We start from the raw sequence: 15,111 nt of genomic DNA on the forward strand, positions 1-15,111 counted from the left end.
GGTTCCGTGCATGGTTTGGGCGTGTTGCAAACTGGCCTGATCCAGCGGCGAGAACGGTCCCGTGACGGCTGGGCGGAGACAACAAGTAGTAGTGATGGCGCCCAGGTCGCCACCTAAGGCCGATGGCGCACCCATCAAGCTCCCTTGCCAATACCACTAACTGGACAATCACGGTCGTCAGGCGAAGCTCCCAGCCCGCTCAATCGCAATCGCATCTAGTAGTTCGCGGGTCTGCCGCCGCCGGATAAGGTCCAGTGGCCGACGGTCACCAAGGTTGGGATTCAGGCCGATGAGCCAACGCCGAGCGGCATCGCCCGAATACAGGCGTAACAGGGCAGCCATGACGAGTTCCAGTAAGTCCACGCGCTCCGCGTTCGCCTCATCGATTCCCTCGCCGTGCTGCCACCGTGCGACCTGTACTGGATCCACCCCCAGCAAGTCAGCGAGCCGTCGCGGCGACCCGAAGTCACGGCTCAGCGCAGTCACCTTCTGCTCCGTCGGGACTGGCATGATCCCAAGGTAGCTCTCGTCGTAGTCGTGGGCGACCTAGACGATGCCGTAGGGCAAGACCACCAGAGGTTCCACCAAATCCAACTTGGCGTCCATCTCGCGTATGCGATCCAGCTTTGCCGCAGGCACGAAGCGGGATACCACGACGGTGACATCGAGCCCCTACCTCGGTCTGAATCCCAGCCTCGGGCCACGTCCATCCCAAACGATTGAGGTAGCCCGACACGCCGAGTTGTGTGACCCTGGCGAGGCATAAAAAATGTGGTAATAATATGACCGACAACCTCGAATCGGGGAGATTATGACCACTAGTCCCACAGCGGCCGTCATCAAGCAGCAAGCCGAAGTCCTTGGCCCGCCGATCTACTCGGCGATGTCGACTGCAATCACGGCAGCAGCCAAACGAGCGAAAGGATTGCCTCCGGAAGTGTTCCCACACTTTCTCCCCTTGGCCGTCCGATGTGACCTGCGGGTAGTTCTCGAAGACGAGGGACTTCCTCTCGGGTGGCGGTTAGGAGGCAATCCAGGGTTGATGGGTCAACTCCTGTTGGAGAGCGACGAACACCAGATCTCTATGCGGTTCCTCAAGGAGCGGCGGCGTACTCGTCGCGGTGGAGTGCCGCATGCAGGGCCGAATCGCGCTCGACGCGCGGCGTGGGCACAGCCGCTGACGTTGCCGCTTGATTTCGGTGAGTCGGGCGGAACTGCGATCGTGACCGGGCCGACCGAGAAGGTCGAGTTGCTGCTCTGCTGGGACCATGCTGACCCCAGGGACGGGGATGCATTCACATTGCGTGTGGTTCACACAATCTCACCGGGCACATACGGCTCGGCGGTCCCCTGTGATCTGATCATCGACCTTGAGCACGGCGGGGGAATATTCACCAAGCTCACCTTCCCTGGTTCAGACGATCCACAGGACTTTTTTCCGATCGACATCAGCGAGGAGGAGAATGGTGTCTGACGATGCCTTCGCTGCGCTGAAGGGGCAGAGGCTCTTGACTCTTCAGCACGTCGTAGGACTCACTCAGACCGAGCTGGCGGATCGCCTCGGCGTGACCCAGGGATTGCTTTCCCGTGTGATCCGACGAAGCCGACCACTCACGGAGTCGTTGGCTTTGTCGGCAGCCTCCGAGTTTGGAGTGCCCCTGACCTTCTTCTCGGTTCCGACAGAACCAGCCGACAACGGTCCAGTTACGTTCCGAAAGAACTCGAAGGTACGCGCAAAAGACGAAGCTCGCGTCATCGCCTACTACACCGAGGCCGCTCGACTATTTCGCTCTGTTTCCGAAGCTTCCGGCTACACAGAGGCGGTGTTTCCATCAGAACGAGAGCTCGACGATCCCGAGGCGCTGGCCATGTCGATCCGAAGAAGCCTTGGGCTGTCGGAGGACGAGCCCGTCGTGAACGCAACCCGTACCCTTGAGCGACTGGGTGTTGGGGTAGTGGACCAACTAGATGACTCAGGCTTCGATACCGGTCACACCGGGATTTCACGTCCGTCGACGGCAACACGACGGCCGCTCGTCGCCTTGACGGCAGACGTCCCCGGAGCAGTTAAGCGCCTGACTCTTCTCCATGAGTACTTCCACATCCTTGCCGACCGCAACCTTGACGCGCCCATCACGAGCACTCGTAGCCCAGAAGAGCGCAAGGCATTCCACTTCGCCGGCGCCTTTTTGCTTCCCGAGCGTGTAGCACGTAAGCGGATCTCGGAATCTCTGAACCTGCACGGTTACCTTCCGATCAAGGCTGACTACGGACTGTCAGTGGCCGCCATCTTGAAACGCGGGCACAGCCTCGGGCTAATAACTTCAGATCGATACCGGAGCCTCAGTATTCAGCTGTCATCCGCCGGCTGGCGAACTAGCGAGCCCGTCGAGGTTGCGGACGAACGGCCCGCGCTACTTAAACAGGCAATTAACCGTGTGTATGGTCAGTCTTCAGTTGCGCGAGCGTCGCACAGTCTCGGCATGTCACCGGACTGGATCGTTCGTTGGGCGGATCTGGACTTCAGCGTGTCCAGTAGAGCAATCGGTAACAATGTCGTGGATCTGCGCACTCGGCGCTCCCGGTCGTAACCCCAATTGGGCTTGCGCACATCACCAGCTCGTCTGGTCGGAGGTATGAGATGGCAAGCATTACGGCGCGTAGTCAGCGTCTTTGCCGACCATGCCGGGCTGACGTATCCGTGAGCGCAACATACTGGCTGAATAGCGCGGCCTGTCGGTCCTTCTCGGTATCGAGTCGAGCGGGTGCGTAAGCCTGATCGATCACGGCATCCACCGCCAGGTGAGCTTCGATGAGGTCATTGGGGATCGCATCTTCCTCGTACAGGTCGGCCAGCGTTACTCCTCCATGCGCTTCACGAGTCGCAAGGAGATTTTGCGCAGCTGCACAAGCGGCCGCGTACTGCGCATCGGATAGCAATGGAAGGGGAAACGTGTTGTAGGTAAAGTTCTTTGAGAACCGCAGATCGTTACGGATGCGGCCGCCGATTGCCTTCTGCCAGACGATGAACATGCTCGAGGAGACGATCGCCAAGGCGAACCCGTCAGGGTCGGGGATGAGGAAGTTGGCATCCCCGCAGATCACATCGGCGCCGAAGCGTGCGGCCGGATAGAAGCGGCGGCGTTCACTCACATGTCGAGGTATTGCCAGGTACGACGACGAAGGCTGGGCGATCTGACCGAATAGATGCGACGGGTAATCGCGAGTGCTCGTAGTCGGACTTTCGCTGCCGCTTCGGTGTCTCTGCACGGCCGCGACGCGTTCCGCGATAACTGGGCTTGCGGCTAGGTCTTCCTCTGTGGCGTCACGCATCCACAGACACCATCGCTTGCGGTCATGGATCAGCTCGCCAGCGCCTATGAAGCGCCGCAGATATCTTGCGGCGATTGGGTCGGCGGCGATCGCGTCGTATTGGTCGGTGCTAACGAGAAGATTTCCACCGTCGTTGGGCATGCTGCCGAAACTGGCTGCCGGCAATTGAGTGCACAGTGGGGTCCGGCGCGCATCGACGAAAACTGTTGGCTCATCGAACAAATAGGGATTGATGTTGGCCGCGGGGTGCAGGGCGGCCTCGCCGCGACCACCGTCGGGATAGGTCCACAGCGTCGGCGCGGGCGTTGTCGCACGATCGAACCCGACGATGGACACATGCACGCCAGCGCGTCCCGGTGCCTCGGACTCCCAGAGCATTGACTTGTGGGCAAACCTACAACGCCAGCCCTGGTTGAGAATGCGGCGCCACAGCCTGGCCACTGGCTCGCCCTGGCTGATTGAGCTGGTCGCCACAAACGCCCACCGTCCGGTGAGCTCGCCGAAGTACTCGAGCGTCTTGACGAACCACGCGGTGACATAGTCGAGGTTGATTTTGTAATCATCCCCCCACACACCGCGCAGGTCACCCGTCTGCTCCGCGCTGCGCTCGCCACGACCGCCGTACGGAGGATTGCCTGCAACGATCACTGACTCCGAGGACGGGCAAAGCTCGTCCCACGGAAGCCGAAGCGCGTTTCCAACAGTTATTTTTGCCTGAGTCTGGATCGGAAGTCGTTGTGGCGCCACGCCGAAGCGTTCTTTGAGCTTGAGGTCGCACTGCCGGTCGACTAGGAACATCGCGGTTTCTGCGATTCGGGCTGGCCATTCATCGATCTCGATTCCATAGAAGTGGTCAAGCGTGACCTTCAGTGCGAGGGTTGGGTCGAAGGCGAGTTGGGACGCGCCCGCCAGTTCTTGCAGGCGTTCCATGATGCGCAACTCCAGGTCGCGCAGCTCCCGAAAGGCGACGATGATGAAGTTCCCGCAACCACAGGCGGGATCCATGTACCGGATGTCACCGAGTCGTTTCCAAAGCCGCGTGAGAACGCCCTTCTCGTCCTTCATAGTTCGGGCCCGGTCGAACTCAGCTCGAAGCTCGTCAAGGAACAGCGGGTTGAGGGTCTTGAGGATGCTGTCCTCGGAGGTGTAGTGCTCGCCCAGTTCGCGGCGGGTCCGGGCATCACGGACGGACTGGAACATTGATCCAAAGATGGCGGGGCTGATCGTGGACCAGTCCACTGCGCATGCATCGAGCACCGCGTTTCGGAAGTCTTTGCCGAGTGGTGGAAGAGTGATCTTTTCGCGGAAGAGCCCTCCGTTGATGTAAGGCAAGACTGCTTCGACTCCGTTTGCCGCGGCGCCCCCGGGCTTATCGAGGGCGTCGAACAGGTCGGTGAGTTGTTGCCCAAGAGTGGATGCGTCGGTAGGGGGCTGTACGTGAATGAACTCTAGGAAGGCGTCGGGTACCGGTTCTCCCTGTTCGTCCTGCCACATTTCGGTGTCGTCACCGAACAAGAGGAACAGGATGCGGGCGAGGATGACCGAGATTTCGTGGTCGCGTCTCTGTTCGTCGAACGAGGCCGGATAGGCACTCTCGAGCGCGGAGTACATATTGGCCATAAGTTTCGAGGCTCGCTTGCTCTCGTTGCGGGCTTCGACATCGAACGCCTCACGAACCTTGGTCAGCACGGCGTTGGCGTCGAGCACGATATCGATGGGTAAGCGGATGACGTCGAGCCGTGCAGCGAAGTTGGGGTTAGCTCGGCCGTTGCGGTGCCGGTGGCTCGTCAGCCTGGTTGATGTCGAGTTGTCCTTGGTGCGGCGAGCCGGCCACCGCCAGACCTGCTCGTCATCGTTGTGGAAGATGACTAGGCGGTCTGTGGTTGTCTTCGCGATCAAGCGGTCAAGTTCCGCTTCGATCTTGGAGCCGGGTTTGTCGTTGCACACCCAGACGCGAAGGCCCTTGTAGGACGAGATATTGGTGGCTGTGTAGGTCTGCCCGTCTGCGGCGGTGTAGCTGATCGGCGGGGAATCGGGTGCACTCCAGTTCAGCTCGTGTAAGAAGAGTTCCTGGTAGAGGTGCTCCTCGACGAGGCTCAAAGGGGTGTCGGTCATGCTTCACGTACTCCGATCGAGCAGACGAGTGTGATGTTGTCGGTCTCCGATGACTTGATGACCAGGCGGTCCTCTTCATGGAGCTGGTTGAGTAGGTCGGCGATGTCGTCGACGCTGTAGCGGTTTCGGCGGGCCTGACTGAGCCGCATTGTTGCGTGCTCGGTGAGGGGCTGTGCGTGTAGTGCGTTGAGCGCGTCGGCTGCCTTCTGGGCGAATAGTGTTCCAGCGAGGCGTTCCCACACCCACTTTCGGATTCCTTTGAGATTTCCAGCTGCAATTGCCTCGATGGTAAGCGGTCCGTGGACGAGTGCCGTTTGCCGATCAAAGTGATCGGGCCTCAGTTCTGCTGTGGGCGTATCGATTTGCGCGCGAAAGGTGCGCATCGCTTCCAACGGCGTGAGCAGTCCCTCGATGGTTGAGCCGTCGGGGTTTGTGGTAGATGTCGCGAACGCGTCGACGCCCGACTCGGTGCTGACGAAGCACGTGACGTTACCGGCACTCTCGTCGATGTACTGCTCACGGGTGCTGTGGACCATGTCCTGCATGCCGAGCACCCTCTTGGCGATCTGCGGGTGTTTGGTCTGGGCGTTCGACCAAACAACCCACGCCTCGCTCACTGCGTCGGCCTCGCTGTCGGCGTCGTCGGCATCATCGCTGACCTTGCCCTTGTAGAAGTCATCGAGAATCTTGATTTCGGCATCACCGCCGAAGAACTGTTCGTCGGAACCAAACGCTTCAGCCGCGGTGCCAAGGCGTGCACGGATGCGCTGTCGAAGGTTGATCTGGGCTTCAACATTCTCATGGCTGATGAGGTAGACAAAGACCTTGTCTGACTTCTGGCCGACGCGATCAACGCGACCGGCACGCTGGATGATGCGGATAATCGCCCACGGCAGGTCGTAGTTGACGACGATGTGGGAGTCCTGCAGGTTCTGACCTTCGGAGAGCACGTCGGTCGCGACGAGCACGTCGATGCCGTCCGCCGGGACTTCTTCAGCGGGTTCTTCCTGCCCCGGGATCTGGTTAGAGTGTGGGGCGAATCGGCGAGCCATAGCAGCTGGATCGTCGGTGTTCCCTGAGACGACGGCGACTTTGTCCACACCTGCTTCCTGAAGTGCTTGAGCTACGTATTCAGCGGTGTCGGCGTATTCAGTGAAAACCAGGACCTTCTCGCCGGGATGGTCGTTGCGGAGCAGGTCGACCAGTGCGTTGATCTTCGAGTCGCGGGTCGAATCCCAGCTACCAAACCGGTCGAGCATGCTCGTGAGCGTTTGGTTGTCGCGTTCGAGGTCCTTACGCAGGGTTGTTTTGAAGACTGTGGAGTTGACCCATTTCGTCTTTGCCGGGAGGTTTTTGCGGAGCTCCTCATAGCGACTGGCGAGCGAGCCGTGTGTTGTCGGGTCGTCCTCAACATCTTCGTCGCTGACCGCGAACTGTTTGTCTGTGAACGACCCGACAGGGATCGGCAGGCTGTTGTGGATCGCATGCAGGAACAGCTCGTTGCGGGCTCGTTGGCGCTGCAGCGACACGATGAATGAGTGTCCGGATGAGGACAACCGTTTGAACAGCCCGGTACGGACAAAACCACTGACGTTCCCACGGCCGGAGCGGATGTCGTCGAGGATTTTCTTGTCGGACTCGGTGTGTGGTGCGCGCGGGTTGTCGTAGTCGGCTAGCCGATAGCGTGGCAGGGCGAGAGAGCCCACGGCGTTGAGCGTGTCGTTGTCTTCCATGAGCTTTGCGGGATCGTCGTCTGCGAAGTCGTGGCTGAGTGGACGGGCGATTCGGGTTGGGAAGCGGAACTTCTCGCCGTTCGCGAACTGGAGGTACGGCTGTTGCTCGGTGGTTCCGTCGGGCAAGGTGACCGGTTCTGTCTTTGCCGTTCGCTTGATAAAGCTGCGGGTTCGCCTCACGAGGTGGTCGCTCATGAGCCGGCGCCAATCTTCTGCGTGGTCGGACCGCCGGAAGGCGGCGAGTGTGTTGATCTTCCCGTCGACTTTGTCACGAAGTCCGGGTTCTGCGGCCAGTGCTGCGGTGGGGACAATGCCGAGGTCTTCGTCGTCGTCGATGTACAGCCCGATCTGGCTGGCGACATCTTGGAACGCGATGTTGTACGGGGTTGCGGTAAGCAGCAACACCTTGGAGGTATTGCGGCGGATGTACTCGTGGATCGCTTCGTACGCAATGGTGCTGCTGTTACGCAGGTTGTGCGACTCGTCGCAGATAACCAGGTTGAAGCGTTTGAGCTCTGGGAGCACCTTGTCGGCCATCGAGTACGGGACTACGCGCCCGTTGATCTCGTATTCGTCGAGGTGCTTGGTCCACATGGGTTCGAGATTCTTTGGGCACAGCACGAGCGTCGAGTAGTCCTCGGCGGACTGAAGCATCAGGGCAGTCGCGATAGCCGTCAGCGTCTTGCCGAGGCCAACGACGTCGCCAAGCATCGTTCCGCCTCGGCGAACAATGCGTCGGGCGAGGGTGCGGACTGCGCTCTCCTGGTAGTCGAGCAGCAGGTTCTGCATTGATGCGGGCAGGACGTAGCCGAGGCCGTCTCGGGCATCTTGGGACAGCGCGTGGCAAACCTTGAGGTAGACCTCAAATGGGGTGGGTTGATGGCCCGCCGCCCACGATTCAGAGATCAGCTGGATGATCTCGGCCGTGATGGGCAGGGAAAACCGGTCGGTCCACCGTGCTTCGAACCATTCGGCGATTTTGCTATTGGCGTCGGAGTCTTGGACGTCGATGTTCAGCTCAAGGTTGGTCGTCAGTCCGGCATGAGTGAGATTCGACGACCCGACGTACGCCCAGCGAGAGCCGTGCTTCTTCCCTGGCGCATGGAACAGGTACGTCTTCCCGTGTAGCGGCTTCTCGGTGAACACCTTCATCTCGACGGTGCCGTCTTCGAGTTGTCGCTTCAGTGTCTGAAGGGTCTGCTGCCCTTCGATGGTGGCCAGTCCCCTCATGAGCTGGTTCCGCAGATGCTTGACGAGCTGATCACGGCGGGCCAGGGCCTTCTCCCGGTCGTGAACGTCGGCACCGTAGCCGGGTGGCTGAACCTCACGCTGCAGGGCGTCGAGGATCTCCTGCGAGTCGGCCGGCGCGACCATTCCGATAAGGACCCGAGCAACCGGATCTACGCCTGTTCGAGGTTTCGTGTCGACGATGTCGGCCATGCTCGACCAGCCACGCAGGTCGAGATATCCCGTCGCAACGTCGACGGTGTCGAAGTCCTTGAGAGAGACGCGTAGTGCGTCCTTCAAGCGTGTGTCGGCGCTGAGGTTGTCAAAGAGGTTCGGCACTGGCGGTCATGTCCTCGAAGTCTGAGTGATCTGGACGCAAAGAATGCCCTGGCAACCCTGTCAGAGCTGCAGTGGCTCCGCTCACGGTGGCCCTCCCGTCGCTAACGACACGATCTTGCGGGTTTGGGTCTGATTCAATCGCAGTTCGTGGTTCTCGAGTGCGAGTACGTGAATGATTCGTTCGAGCTGATGGATCGTAGCGGTGAGTGCAGTGACATCGGCGGTCAGCGCTCTCACCTTCTTCATTGTTTCGGCTTTCTCCTCCTGCAGCGCGCGTATCGCTGGCGGCTCCACCGAGGTGTTCGCGATGCGTGCCCGGAACTCGTCCTGGAGATCGGTGTGGCGGTGGGTGAGGAGCCATCGCTTGATGCGCGCCTCCTGGGCCAGTGCCTTCACGGTGAGCTTGCCATCGGAGTGCAGGGCTTTGCCGTCGATGAGTCTGTCGATCGCGTCGCGGATCGCACGACGTACATCTTCATCGGTCCGATCGGCTGTCACGACTTCCCCCTGTTGCGATGCTCGTCGACGATGGCTTGGAGGGCAGCAATGCGTTGTTGGAGCCGGCCGCGTAGTGGCACCGGCATTGTGGGTGAGGCGATCTCGGCCTGGTGCTGGGCGATGGCGTCCTGGATTTGGGTGACGTTCTGGTCGGTTCGAGCGATGTTGCCGCACCCGGGTTGGCAGTGTGAGACATCAGGTGAGCGGTGCTGATTCGCTGCGACCTGCCGGTCAGGGTGGCATAGGGCCTTGGATTGGTCGTAGCAGCAGGTGACGAACTGTTGCGGATTGTCGTAGATGCGGAGCTGGGGGTTGGCGCGTAGGGCGGCCGCCTGCTTGTTGCTCATGTAGCGGCCGCGGAATTGCCGGTCGAAAAGGTGGATGGCCCGGGTGTATCGGTCGGCGGCGGGGCCGCTGACCTGCTCACCGTCTTCGAGGCGCTGGTGTGCATCTTCGAGGTAGTCGGCACGTGCCAGGGCTTCCTCCATCGGGAAGACATCTCTGAGGCCGCTGGCGACCCGTGATCCGTAGCCATCGGTGGTGTAGCCGCGTAAGTGTCCGTACTGCACACCGAGGGCCACGCGGCCACCTGGTTTGCGGTAGATGAACCAGGCCAGCGTTCGCCGGAACCGCTTAACGGTCACAGCTTCCTCGGGATCGGCAGGGATCACCTCGTGCGGACGTTCGAGCCTCAAGGCGGCGTGATTGCTCCAGCCGATCAAGTCCTGGATGCGATCGCGAACCATGCGGGCATGCACGGCCTTTCCTGCGTTGACACCGCAGGGCCACAACGAGAACGCGTCGATCGGAAACAGAAGTTGGGAGGTCGGGTTCAGTGCTTCCATCACCGTGATGGCTTTCGCCACGGGTGCGATGGCCAGCCAGGGTTGTTCTCGCTCGACGCCGGCGGGTATCGCGTTGCCCGACTTATCAAGTGCGCCTTTGAAGGTTCTGCCGTGGATGCGGAAGTGGAGTTGCCCGGTCGCGGGATCGGTGTGGGTTCGGCAGCAGCCACGCTCTAATGCGCGGCACTCCTCCCCGCGCATCCCGGTCAGGTAGGCGACGATGACGAACGCGGCGGTGGCCAGGTGGCGGCAGAGCTCCTCAACCTCGTAGAAGTTGATCGCCGGGGTCCAGTCCTTCCCGCCGACGGAGCCGGTGATCGACATTGGCAAGTCCGCGTCGTCGCTGGCACTCAGACCGGCTATCGGCCAGCGCGGATACATCACCTGTGTCTGTTCGGGGGACAAGCCCAGCTGCCAGCCGATGAATCCTTTTGCCAGCAAGCGCATGTGCGGTCGATTGGGGGCCACCCACCCGGGCACCGTATGCGACTCCTGACGCGACTGCTGGACGTACGCGCGAAACCGTTGATAGGGCGTGAGTGCCCGGAGGCTCCGCGGGACATCGCGCGGTGTCGCTTTGAGTGCCTTCGCGGAAAGGATGTCGTCGCTGAAGTCGGTGACGAAGCGCATCGCCCATACAAGTAGGCCGGCCATCGTCTGCGGATGGATGGGGGTCGTCTTGTTTTCGCTCGACCAGTTCGCCGGGCCGAGCACCGAGGTGCGCCCGATGTGGCTGTTCTCCCAGGGCGGGCGTGCGAGGCGGTCAGCTTCAGGTAGGTAGGGAGCGTATAGCCAGGCACGGGTCACGGCGAACAGCACGTTGCCCAAGTTCTCGCGGGAGCCGCGGTGTCGTTTGAGGTGCTCGGCATATTCGTCGTAGGTGGCATCGGTGACCGCGCTGAACTCGTCAATGCCCCTGGCCGCCAGCCAGGTCATCCACTGCCGTAGGAATCGCGCGAAGGTGTACACGGTTGCCGGGGCGAGTTGGCTGCGCGCCGCAGAGGAGCGTTCCAGATCCTCGACCGGTGTCGGCTTGTTGATGCTCGCCCAGATCAATCGCTTGGCTGTGGCGACATAGCGCGTGGGAAAGGTGTCGAAGACGATGTTCAACGAGCCCGACACGGTCTGCTTCTGCACCAATGGTGTGAGATCCCAGCGGTTGTCGCCCACGGTGGAGAGGTTTCCTCGCCGTGCTTCAGGCACGCGCTCGATCTCGGCGATGACCGGATCGGCGTCGTCAAGTTCAAGCTGGCCAGTCTGCTGTGGCCAGGGGTTGGCTGCGGCGGTGCTCACGCGTCGAGATTCCTTCCGATGAGCGCAGTGACGACGTCGCGGTCAGCGTCGGTGACATGACTGCGAGCATCGCCGATCTCGGCGTTGGTCGCATTCTGGTCGAGAATCGCTTGCAGTCGGACGTAGTGATCCCGGTAGTCCGTCTCCCATCGGGCCGGCGCAACGAGGGTGGCGACGTAGTCGAGGGCGTCAAGCAGCGTGACGAGGCGCGGCAGATGATCAGGGGTGACCACTGCGTTCGTACAGGTAAAACAGGCGAAGAACGACGCTGGGCATGGCTCACCCGCGGTTGCGGCAAACGGGCTGTTCAAGAAGTCGGTGCACGCGGTGGTGGCGGTGTCGAGGTTTCCGGCGAGCAGCAGCTTCAGCGTCGGCAGCGGGATGCCGAGCTGTGTTGCAGCGGTTTCCGGGTCGGTGCGGGCGGCGGTCATTTCGGCGGCACTCAGCGAGCGGATCGTGACCGTGGCCTTGGCGTGGGCGACGGCATCAGCCTGTCCATCGATGATGGTCTCGGCGGCCCCTTCTGCGGTGGTGGGGTCTGGTGTCCTGTAGGTGTCTTCGCTGATGGATTCGCTGTTCTGCCGGGCATGTTGGTTCAACACCTGCTCGGACAACCGCAGCCGTCGCAGACTCACCCGCAACGGTGTCCCGTCGTCTGCCAGCAGTCCGGCATCCGTCATGTAGTGATCGCCGATGCCCGCGGTCAACCAATCCTGCCGGAACGGGCCAAATCCGGCGCGGTTCTTGTGCCGATGGGCGATGAGCAACTTCTCCGACGGGGTTCCGAGTGCGGCGAGTGCCGTGCGGCATGACTCGGTCAAGCTGACAGCGTTATCCCACAGTTTTCCGGCCTCAGCGGCGAAGATTTCGGCGCTGTAGCGCTTGGTTCCTCTTCTCGGTTTGTCCGTGTTGACGGTGTACACCGAGCCTTCGGCGGCACCGTCGGATGCCCTAAACGCGGTCACGGTGAGGTTGTCCATGACGGAAAGGTTAAATCCTCGCTCGCACACGAGGACGACCATGAGGCAATAGATTTCCCGTATCGACGGGAACAGCGCCTGCGCCGGATTTGACACGCCGGCCAGGTCGAAGCAGCCCTTCAGGACCACCCGGTTCGCGAGGTACTGCGAGGGAAGCATCCCGTTGCGCGACAGATACTCCAGCAGGGATCCGGTGCTCCATTGCGTTCCACCGACGTTGAAGATGATTCCGTCGCCGACATCGCCAGTCTCGCGGTACTGGCGCAGCTTCTCGGTGTTGGTCCGGATTCTGCTGAGCGCTCGACGGACCTCGCTCCTGGCAGTACTGCGTATCCGCCCGAACTCGTCGCGACTGTAGGAATCATTCTCCGGCAACCGTTTCCGAGGCTTCACGGCCTTCGCACGCATCGCCTTCCGGGTGGTTTCAGGAAGCCGCGGCGACTCCGACAGCACGGCCCGCATGAGATTCACTTGCCCCGGCCATCGGGTCTGACTCTCCTTGGCGGCACGCCACGCCCACCACATCTCCGGACCGAAATCAGCGATCGAGTGGACTTCAGGGAACTCCGTTCGCAGATAGGTGAGCAGTTGCCGCGCGGCACCCACCGCCGCGTCAACCGTGGCTAGCGTGCGCCAACGACCACCCGATTGCGACCCGTTCGCCAACGCGGTGACCAGGTCGCCGATCAGTTCAGCGGGCCCGTCGACGTCATCGAACGAGAATGTCCTTGTGCGTCCCCCCTCGTCGGTGAAGCAGAGCCGCCGAAGCTCAGGATCTACCGGAGCGGGCCGGGCGTACTTGCCGGCTGGGAGGGGCGCTGTTCTACGCGAGGCCAACGCTCATTGCTCCTCGGTGTCGATGATTCCGGGGGCCGCTGCGGCGATGTGCGTGATGAAGTCGGCGATCGATGCGTCCTCGGCCGTGTCGTCGTTGAGGAACAGGTCTACTTGCAGGCCCGATACGGGTTCGAGGTAGCAGTGGCGCGTGGTTTCCACGTTCGCGTGGCCCAGTAGCGTTTGAACCAAGATCCAAGGGTCGCCGAAGATGTGGCGATACTCGCGCCGCTCGGCCGGGGTGATGCCCATCTTGCGCTCGTGTGCGTAGATCAACGTGACCAACATCCTCAGGGCGAACGAGTGGCGCAGCATATGCGGGTGACAATGGATGTCTACTCCAAGGCTCTGACACCGACTGTTCGCCGTGGAGAAGATCGCCTCCCAGGTGCGGTACGGCAGCGGAAGGCCGGCCTCAGACAGCCACACCATCCAGGGTTCAAGCCCTCGATCGGTGGTGATGTAGAAGTTGAGCCGGTCCTTGGAGTCGAGACTGTCCAGTGGCGCCGTCCCCTTGGTTCCGTCCCGGTCGGTGAAGTGGACGCGCCGGTGATGGTCCACCGTGTCGACGATCTTGATGTCGGTCAGCGCGTCATAGCGGCCTTCCGAGCGGGCACGGTGAACGGCCGCCGCTCGGGTTGAAATAAGGTAGTTGTCAATGTGTTTCAGCGCCGCGGCGCTGATCCAGAAATCACGGCCGCGACCCTTCGCCACGGCTTGACTGACTCGGGCCTTGGCGTAACGCACTTGGCTATCAGCGTCGGGGATCTCACCTAGGACCAGTGTTCCGGCTTCACGCAGTCGCAGTCCGCTCGACCACAGCGCTTCGGCGAACGCCAAGTTGCGGCCGTCATTGCGCCCTCGCCACGTCGTATCCCGTCGTCCGTCGCCGCGGTAGCCACCGAGGCCGACATCGCGCCAGCGCTTGTACGCACGGGGCGTCAGCCACTTCAGTTGGACCGAACGAACAGCAGCCGGTTGCAACCGCGTGGAATCCGAATCCCCATTCGAGCCGGCCTTATGCCGGACGACAGGAGAAACGGCCACGTTGCCGCGCCACTGCTGCCAGTCGTAGAACTTCTTGATCGCCGCCAGTTCCCGTGAAAACGTTGCAGCACCAACTCGATCCGGGTTCTGCCGGTCGCGTCGCCGCCAGAACTCGTAGTCGGCAAGATGCTCGAACGTCGCCGTTCTCCAGTCGATGCCTTGAACGGAGAGGAACGACAGAAACAGCTGGATGTCCGGTGCATAGGACTCCTGCGAGCCCGCCGCCAACGCTTGGAACGCTGGCGACCGGAAAAACTCCAGGACCTCAATATCCGGCCGGCCATCGGCCATCAGGAGAAACGGTTGGCCAGGACGAATTCCGAGCGCAGCTTCACGCTCTGCCAGGTCCGGGAAGTCTGCAAGGAGATCGGACCTTGCGGTATACGGCCGGCTAGGCTGCCGCGCCCAACACAGTCTCCAGCGGGAGTCGCCGCCGTGTTGTTCCACAGCAACAGAACCTGCCACAACACACCGACAATCTACGGAGCCTCTTCGCACAGCAGCGTCCCACCGTAGTGGCTGCGGCCGCACCGGAGCAGGACGGCATTCTCGCCAGTGTGATCACCGTCAGGGCCTATGCCGCGACGAGGGCCCTTGTCAGCTCGTATGCTGCTACGCATGGTGAAGGGATGACGGCGCCGGCAGGTTGGTACCCAGACCCGTCTGGCAAACCGATACAGCGATATTTCGACGGCCAGATGTGGACTGAGCACTGCGCGGCTCAAGTATCCGAGTCACTGTCGCCGATGATTCCGCCGAATTTGTTTCCTCAGCAACGAATCGGCGTACAGGGCGTACAGGGGTCGCCCTTCCCGTTGGCAGTTCGACGTCCAAAACAGCAATGGCTCGTAATCGCCCTCGCCTTAG

At 61.5% G+C, this 15,111-nt stretch carries 10 protein-coding genes; 3 read left to right on the top strand and 7 right to left on the bottom strand.

Translation table 11 applies throughout. The features are described 5' to 3' along the window. Nucleotides 1-177 precede the first annotated feature (177 nt). Nucleotides 178-510: an antitoxin Xre/MbcA/ParS toxin-binding domain-containing protein gene (locus EJK91_RS20070; RefSeq protein ID WP_125079787.1), complete on the bottom strand. Its 333-nt coding sequence runs from the start codon at nucleotides 508-510 to the stop codon at nucleotides 178-180. 532 nt (nucleotides 511-1,042) lie between these two features. On the opposite strand from EJK91_RS20070, the gene EJK91_RS20080 reads away from it, so the two are divergent. Then, nucleotides 1,043-1,474, top strand: a complete 432-nt coding sequence (locus EJK91_RS20080) for a hypothetical protein (RefSeq protein ID WP_125079788.1) — start codon at nucleotides 1,043-1,045, stop codon at nucleotides 1,472-1,474. Then, complete coding sequence (locus EJK91_RS20085) at nucleotides 1,467-2,591, top strand: ImmA/IrrE family metallo-endopeptidase (protein ID WP_164518042.1); 1,125 nt, start codon at nucleotides 1,467-1,469, stop codon at nucleotides 2,589-2,591. Before EJK91_RS20080 ends, EJK91_RS20085 begins: the two co-directional genes overlap by 8 nt. Nucleotides 2,592-2,664: 73 nt before the next feature. Here the strand turns inward: EJK91_RS20085 and EJK91_RS20090 are convergent, their stop codons facing one another. From EJK91_RS20090 to EJK91_RS20115, 6 genes are all read right to left on the bottom strand, one after another. Continuing rightward, nucleotides 2,665-5,448, bottom strand: coding sequence for a class I SAM-dependent DNA methyltransferase (locus EJK91_RS20090; RefSeq protein WP_125079790.1), 2,784 nt, complete (start codon nucleotides 5,446-5,448; stop codon nucleotides 2,665-2,667). Next, nucleotides 5,445-8,747: a helicase-related protein gene (locus EJK91_RS20095; protein ID WP_125079791.1), complete on the bottom strand. Its 3,303-nt coding sequence runs from the start codon at nucleotides 8,745-8,747 to the stop codon at nucleotides 5,445-5,447. Before EJK91_RS20095 ends, EJK91_RS20090 begins: the two co-directional genes overlap by 4 nt. Before the next feature lie 81 nt (nucleotides 8,748-8,828). Further along, nucleotides 8,829-9,245, bottom strand: coding sequence for a hypothetical protein (locus EJK91_RS20100; RefSeq protein WP_125079792.1), 417 nt, complete (start codon nucleotides 9,243-9,245; stop codon nucleotides 8,829-8,831). Beyond that, complete coding sequence (locus EJK91_RS20105; protein ID WP_125079793.1) at nucleotides 9,242-11,383, bottom strand: hypothetical protein; 2,142 nt, start codon at nucleotides 11,381-11,383, stop codon at nucleotides 9,242-9,244. Before EJK91_RS20105 ends, EJK91_RS20100 begins: the two co-directional genes overlap by 4 nt. After that, nucleotides 11,380-13,200, bottom strand: coding sequence for a hypothetical protein (locus EJK91_RS20110; RefSeq protein ID WP_125079794.1), 1,821 nt, complete (start codon nucleotides 13,198-13,200; stop codon nucleotides 11,380-11,382). The genes EJK91_RS20105 and EJK91_RS20110 overlap by 4 nt, the downstream gene beginning before the upstream one ends. 3 nt (nucleotides 13,201-13,203) lie before the next feature. Then, nucleotides 13,204-14,535 carry a tyrosine-type recombinase/integrase gene (locus EJK91_RS20115; RefSeq protein WP_241178764.1) on the bottom strand — a complete coding sequence of 444 codons (1,332 nt, stop codon included), beginning with the start codon at nucleotides 14,533-14,535 and terminating at the stop codon, nucleotides 13,204-13,206. A gap of 224 nt (nucleotides 14,536-14,759) precedes the next feature. Between EJK91_RS20115 and EJK91_RS20120 the strand changes: the two genes are divergently transcribed. Next, on the top strand, nucleotides 14,760-15,111 hold a 352-nt coding region (locus tag EJK91_RS20120), incomplete at its 3' end, for a DUF2510 domain-containing protein (RefSeq protein ID WP_444850840.1).

This window comes from Mycobacterium sp. P7213, from assembly GCF_900604305.1.
Classification (GTDB): Bacteria; Actinomycetota; Actinomycetes; order Mycobacteriales; family Mycobacteriaceae; genus Mycobacterium.